7 protein-coding genes are annotated in these 5,956 nt (G+C 60.4%); 1 reads left to right on the top strand and 6 read right to left on the bottom strand.

The features are described 5' to 3' along the window. Window positions 1–77: 77 nt before the first annotated feature. The 3 genes from HT737_RS24410 to HT737_RS24400 are packed head-to-tail and all read right to left on the bottom strand — an operon-like array spanning window position 78 to window position 3,256. Window positions 78–887 (bottom strand): transglutaminase family protein, encoded by an 810-nt coding sequence (locus HT737_RS24410; RefSeq protein ID WP_145593235.1) that lies wholly within the window; start codon window positions 885–887, stop codon window positions 78–80. Beyond that, on the bottom strand, window positions 884–1,834 hold the full coding sequence (locus tag HT737_RS24405; protein ID WP_007960702.1) for an alpha-E domain-containing protein: 951 nt from the start codon (window positions 1,832–1,834) through the stop codon (window positions 884–886). Before HT737_RS24405 ends, HT737_RS24410 begins: the two co-directional genes overlap by 4 nt. 12 nt (window positions 1,835–1,846) lie before the next feature. Then, a complete protein-coding gene (locus HT737_RS24400) occupies window positions 1,847–3,256 on the bottom strand; it encodes a circularly permuted type 2 ATP-grasp protein (protein WP_041068899.1) in 1,410 nt (469 codons plus the stop codon). Between the two features lie 370 nt (window positions 3,257–3,626). Between HT737_RS24400 and HT737_RS24395 the strand changes: the two genes are divergently transcribed. After that, window positions 3,627–3,785 (top strand): hypothetical protein, encoded by a 159-nt coding sequence (locus tag HT737_RS24395; protein ID WP_182404165.1) that lies wholly within the window; start codon window positions 3,627–3,629, stop codon window positions 3,783–3,785. Between the two features lie 9 nt (window positions 3,786–3,794). Here the strand turns inward: HT737_RS24395 and HT737_RS24390 are convergent, their stop codons facing one another. From HT737_RS24390 to speE, 3 genes are all read right to left on the bottom strand, one after another. Next, the gene (locus HT737_RS24390) at window positions 3,795–4,142 is read right to left on the bottom strand and encodes a ribonuclease E inhibitor RraB (RefSeq protein WP_041068892.1); all 348 of its coding nucleotides are present in this window, start codon (window positions 4,140–4,142) and stop codon (window positions 3,795–3,797) included. A 214-nt stretch (window positions 4,143–4,356) separates the two neighbouring features. Further along, on the bottom strand, window positions 4,357–4,590 hold the full coding sequence (locus tag HT737_RS24385; RefSeq protein WP_041068889.1) for a hypothetical protein: 234 nt from the start codon (window positions 4,588–4,590) through the stop codon (window positions 4,357–4,359). Between the two features lie 289 nt (window positions 4,591–4,879). Beyond that, window positions 4,880–5,755, bottom strand: a complete 876-nt coding sequence (gene speE, locus HT737_RS24380; protein WP_182404164.1) for a polyamine aminopropyltransferase — start codon at window positions 5,753–5,755, stop codon at window positions 4,880–4,882. Window positions 5,756–5,956: the final 201 nt, after the last annotated feature.

Here is a 5,956-nt window from a genome sequence, read left to right as displayed (position 1 = left end):
TTTCAGACATCTCATTGCTGACTGATAAACCGCTTTCGCGAGCAGGCTCGCTCCCACAGGGTTTTGTGTGCAGCCAATTACTGTTGCTGGACGGAGATAACCGGCGTCGGCGTCGGCGACACCAACACCTTCGCATGCATCTGCTCGCTCCCCCCGCCCCGGCGCATGCCGCGCACCGGGCAGGCATCCAGATAATCCAGGCCCACCGCCAGTTTCAAGTGCCGCTCCGGGCGGGCCAATTGGTTGGTCACGTCAAAGCTGTACCAGGCGTCATCCAGCCATGCTTCGGCCCAGGCATGGCTGGCCAGATGCTCGGCGTCCTCGCTGTACAGATAGCCGGAAACGTAGCGTGACGGGATCCCCAGGCTGCGTGCACAGGCGAGAAAGGCATGAGTGTGATCCTGGCAAACCCCGGCGCGCCCGGCAAAGGCTTCGGCGGCACTGGTGTCGACTTCGGTGGAGCCCGGCGTGTAGGTCATGTGCTGATTCAAGCCGTGCATCAGATCGATCAGGGCTGTGCGGTCACGTCGCTGCTTGCAGGATTTTTCGGCAAACGTACGCAACGCTTCGTCCGCCTCGGTCAGGCGAGTGAAGCGCAGGAACGGCAGCGCCGACTGACTCTCATGCTCGGCCTCACGCAATTCGTCGATATCCACTTGGCCGCGGGCGCCGATAATGATCGCTTCGTGCGGTTCGTCCATGGTCAGCACATGCAGGATGTTGCCGAACGGATCGAGCTGCGCGCGCACCGGTCGCGGCAGGTCAAGCTGCCAGCTCAATACGTGCTGACGCTCGCTGTCGTGCGGGGTCAGGCGCAGATACTGGATGCTCGCCCGCACCTGATCTTCATAGTGATAGGTGGTCTCGTGGCTAATGGAAAGTCTCATGCAGCCTCCAGGTAAGAACTGTGAATCGCGTTGCCCAACTGGCGCACCAGCGGGATGAATTCGGTGAGCCAGGCGTGCAGACCTTCGGCAAGGATTTCGTTGATGCCGGTGTAGCGCAGACGCGCGTCCATCTCAGCGGCCAGACGTTGCGCCGGACGGCCGTTGGCCCCCGGCAACTGGGCGAGAATCTGGTCGATTTCCTCGGTGCAGGCGCGCAGCGAGCGCGGCACATCGGCACGCAACAGCAGCAGCTCGGCGACATGCCGGGCGCCGGGTGCGTCGCGGTAGATCTCGGTGTAGGCCTCGAATGACGACAGCGCCCGCAGCAACGCACTCCACTGGTAATAGGCGTGGGCGGTGCCGTCGCTGACGGCCTCGGCCTGATCGCCAGCCATTTCGTAACGCGCATCGAGCAGGCGCAGCGTGTTGTCTGCACGCTCGATGAAGGTGCCCAGGCGAATGAAGCGGAACGCATCGTTGCGCATGATCGTGCCGTAGGACGCGCCCCGGAACAGGTGCGAGCGCTCCTTGATCCACTCGCAGAAACGGCTCATGCCGTATCGGCTGAGGCCCTGCTCGGCAATGCCGCGAATCTCCAGCCAGGTGGCGTTGATGTTCTCCCACATGTCTGCGGTGATTCGTCCACGCACCGCGTGCGCACTGGCCCGCGCCGCGCCGAGACAGCTGTAGATGCTCGCCGGGTTGGCCGCATCGAGGGCGAAAAAGTGCAGCAGGCGTTCGGCATGCAGTTCGCCGTGACGCTCCAGGTAATCGTCGAGGGTGCCGGTAATCAGCAGCGGCATGGCCAGCTCGTGCAGACCGTCGCCGCGACCATCCTGCGGCATCAGCGACAGCGAATAACTGACATCGAGCATCCGCGCGAGGTTTTCCGCCCGCTCCAGGTAACGCGACATCCAGTACAGATCCGAGGCAGTTCTACTTAACATGGCAAGCTTCCTTCAATCCTCGACCACCCAGGTGTCCTTGGTTCCGCCACCCTGGGAGGAATTCACCACCAGGGAGCCTTCACGCAGGGCGACACGGGTCAAACCGCCGGGCACGACCCGGGTTTCGCGGCCAGACAGTACAAACGGACGCAGGTCGATATGGCGTGGTGCAATGCCGTTTTCGACAAAGGTCGGACAGGTCGACAGTGACAACGTCGGCTGCGCGATGTACGCGTGGGGTTTGGCTTTGATCCGCTCGCGGAATGCATCGATTTCCGCCGCCGTCGCCGCCGGCCCCACCAGCATTCCGTAACCGCCGGAGCCTTGGGTTTCCTTGACCACCAGATCCGGCAGATTGGCCAGGACGTGGGAAAGTTCCGAAGGGTTGCGGCACTGCCAGGTCGGCACGTTCTTCAGGATCGGCTCTTCGTCGAGGTAAAAGCGGATCATGTCGGTGACAAACGGGTACACCGACTTGTCGTCCGCCACGCCGGTGCCAATGGCGTTGGCCAGCACCACGTTGCCCGAGCGATAGGAAGACAACAGTCCCGGCACGCCGAGCATTGAGTCCGGGCGGAACGCCAGCGGGTCGAGGAAAGCGTCGTCGAGACGCCGGTAGATCACGTCCACCGCTTTCGGCCCGTCGGTGGTGCGCATGAAGACCTTGTCGTCACGCACGAACAGATCCGCGCCCTCCACCAGCTCGACGCCCATTTCCCGTGCCAGAAAGGCGTGTTCGAAGAACGCACTGTTGAAGCGCCCCGGCGTCAGTACCACCACGCTCGGGTCGTCGATCGGGCTGGAGCTTTTCAGGGTGTCGAGCAACAGGTTCGGGTAGTGATCGATGGGCGCGATGCGCTGGGCAGCAAACAGCTCCGGAAACAGGCGCATCATCATCTTGCGGTCTTCAAGCATGTAGCTGACGCCGCTTGGGGTACGCAGGTTGTCTTCGAGCACGTAGTAGGTGCCGTCGCCGTCGCGCACCAGATCAACGCCGGAGATATGCGAATAGATATCGCGGTGCAGGTCCAGGCCCTGCATCGCCAACTGGTACTGCTCGTTGGCCAGCACCTGTTCGGCGGGGATGATCCCGGCCTTGATGATGCGCTGTTCGTGATAGAGGTCGGCGAGGAACATGTTCAGCGCCTTGACCCGCTGGATGCAGCCGCGCTCGACGATCCGCCACTCGCTGGCGGGGATGCTGCGCGGAATGGTGTCGAACGGAATCAGGCGCTCGGTGCCCTGCTCGTCGCCATAGAGCGTGAAGGTGATCCCGGCCCGGTGGAACAGCAGGTCGGCCTCGCGCCGCCGTTGCGCCAGCAACTCGTCAGGCGTGTCGGCAAGCCAGCGGGCGAACTCCCGGTAATGCGGGCGGACCTGGCCGCCGGCATCGTACATTTCATCAAAATAGGTGCGGATCATGCCGTACTCCTTGTCACCCGGACCTACAGGCCTTCGCAAGGCCCGTGCCATCGGCATAAACGCTTTGATTTCAATCGGTTGGATAATCAAGCCGCAAACACCGCACCATTCCTGTGCGGCAAATGCTCCAACAGGATTGCCCCCGCTTCATTGCGACGCACTGCATCGCCTATCACCAGCATAGTCAGAGTTGATTTCACTGCTTGCGCCGGGCTGCGGATAATCGGCGCATCCGCTGAAAACTTCCCCACTGAAGGCTTCAGCTCCACTGATCCGGACTGCCCGCGCAGTCCCCGCAGGCCGTAACCCTGACCGGTTTCCTCTCCTTATCGGTCTTCCCTTTTAGCCACCCTCTCCGGTGGCTTTTTTTTTGGCTTTTCTGAAATGTTTTGAAAGTAAAAAAGCAAAAGATCGCAGCCTCCGGCAGCTCCTGCAGGTGATTGGTGCAGGGGCTGCCGGAGGCTGCGATCTTTTGATCTTTGAAAACGACAACGGCCAACCCGAAGGTCAGCCGTTGCTCAATACCTGAAACCAGAGATCAGTTCAGACGATGGCGGTTGCGCACCTCCTGCTTGACGCCCCAGCCCTCGATGATGCCGCCCAGCGGCTCGACCACGGCAGAAAAGCCCTGCTCGAAATCGCCAATGTCGTCATAGGTCGCGTGCATCACTTTGCTCAGTTCCAGTGACCAGGCGCCATCTTCGCGCGCACTGACCTGGGCATTGATGGATTCACCACGAAATTTGCCCGCCGCCCTGCGCGCCCGCTCCTCGTCCGGGAAAATGGCGTAGAACTCGATGGGATGGAACCGGGAAAAGTCGAAACCGCCTTCTTTCATGCGGCGCAGTACGTTGCTGCTGATGTCTTCTTGATAGGCTGTGCTCATGAAACGTCCCCCTCGGATAGATGGATAGACTTTCCGTATTCCCGCCCCGGGCCTTACAGGCCAGAAGTACATCGGCAAACCGGTTGCCGGCGGGAAACAAGCATGTAGCTGACAAGACCAGACCTTAGCGATTCGTTCGCTGATCTCGCTTGCAGAGTAGCCCCAAGATAGAGCTGCTGCCAAGGCCTGGTTGTTGCGGATGAAAGGAAGATTTTCAGATTGGAGTGATGCTGCGGATCTTGATGCTGTTCTGGGTTTCGAGGCTTTTGACGCCCGCATCGGGGGTTCGCCCTTCCAGATCGTTCAGATCCAGTTTGGCGGCCACCGGCAGGAGCCGTTCCTTGATCAGGCGTGCAGCCTCGTCATCACTGGGGCATTCCGCGCGCTCGAACACCTCATCGACAATTTCACCATGATCGTCCACGAAAGTGACTTTCCACTTTTGCATCGGTGCCTCCTCGATCAAACCCGCAAATGGGCTTACTAGTATCTCGACTTTTGGCGAGATTGATCGTTCAAAAGGATTGCGGCGTACGAACATGAAAAAAAATTAACCGATGGGGAAACAGGCTTGTGTGGCGAGGGGATTCATCCCCGATGGGCGCGAAGCGTCCCTGAATTCAGCGAACGCATAGTGTCAGTTCCAACGCGTCTGCCGATTTTACGACTGCTGCGCAGCCGGTCGGGGATAAATCCCCTCACCACAGGGGATCTATCACCGATCCGGGAATAGTGCGTCAGTCGTTGCTTGGCTTGTTGATCGCCTGCAGCACGTACTGCGGCAGCGCGAACGCGCCGATGTGGATTTCCGGGTTGTAGTAGCGGGTGACGATGCCGCTGCCGATGAAGCGCTGTTGCAGGGTTTCACGGCTCAGATTGCGGTAGGCCGGGTTGGTCGAACCCCAGGCGAAGGTCATCGAACCGCCAATGTAGGTCGGCACGGCCGCTTGATAGAAGTGCCAGTCCGGGAACAGGCTGCGCAGGCGACCGGCGGTGGTTTTGACTTCATCGATCTGCATGAAGGGCGTGCCGTTCTGGGTCACGAGGATCCCGCCTTCGTTCAGGCAACGGTGACAGGCCTGGTAGAAGTTCTCCGAGAACAGCACTTCGCCCGGACCGATCGGGTCGGTGGAGTCGGAGATGATCACGTCGAATTTTTCTGTGGTGGTGGCGACGAAACGCATGCCGTCGTCGATCACCAGATTCAGGCGTGGATCGTCATAGGCGCCCTTGGAGTGGTTCGGCAGAAATTCCTTGCACATGTCGACCACGGTGCCGTCGATCTCGACCATGGTGATGTGCTCGACGCTGGCGTGTTTGGTCACTTCGCGCAGCATGCCACCGTCACCGCCGCCGATGATCAGTACGCGCTTGGCGGTGCCGTGGGCGAGGATCGGCACGTGGGTGAGCATTTCGTGGTAGATGAATTCGTCGGCTTCGGTGGTCTGGATCACGCCGTCCAGCGCCATCACCCGCCCCATGCGCGGGTTCTGGAAGATCACCAGATGTTGGTGTTCGGTGCGCACTTCGTGCAGCAGTTTTTCCATGCGAAAACGCTGGCCGTAGCCTTCGTAAAGGGTTTCCAGGTACTCGCTGGTCTTGGTGACGGTCATGGTCAAGTGCTCCGATGAATGCGCGGGCGTCGATCGTGGGGACGATTGCCCGGGAAAGGCGCGCATTCTACGTTGCCGAAGATGACAGGTCGAACCTCTGTTCATCGACAATCCGCATAACCTTGTGGGAGCTGGCTTGCCAGCGATGCAGTCAACGCGGTCTGTCAGTGAAACCGCTGCGATGCTATCGCTGGCAAGCCA

The organism is Pseudomonas sp. MD195_PC81_125, assembly GCF_014060985.1.
GTDB classification, from domain to species: domain Bacteria; phylum Pseudomonadota; class Gammaproteobacteria; order Pseudomonadales; family Pseudomonadaceae; genus Aquipseudomonas; species Aquipseudomonas parakoreensis.
Note: the sequence above shows the minus strand (reverse complement) of the source record. Positions and strands in the feature narration are given on the sequence as shown.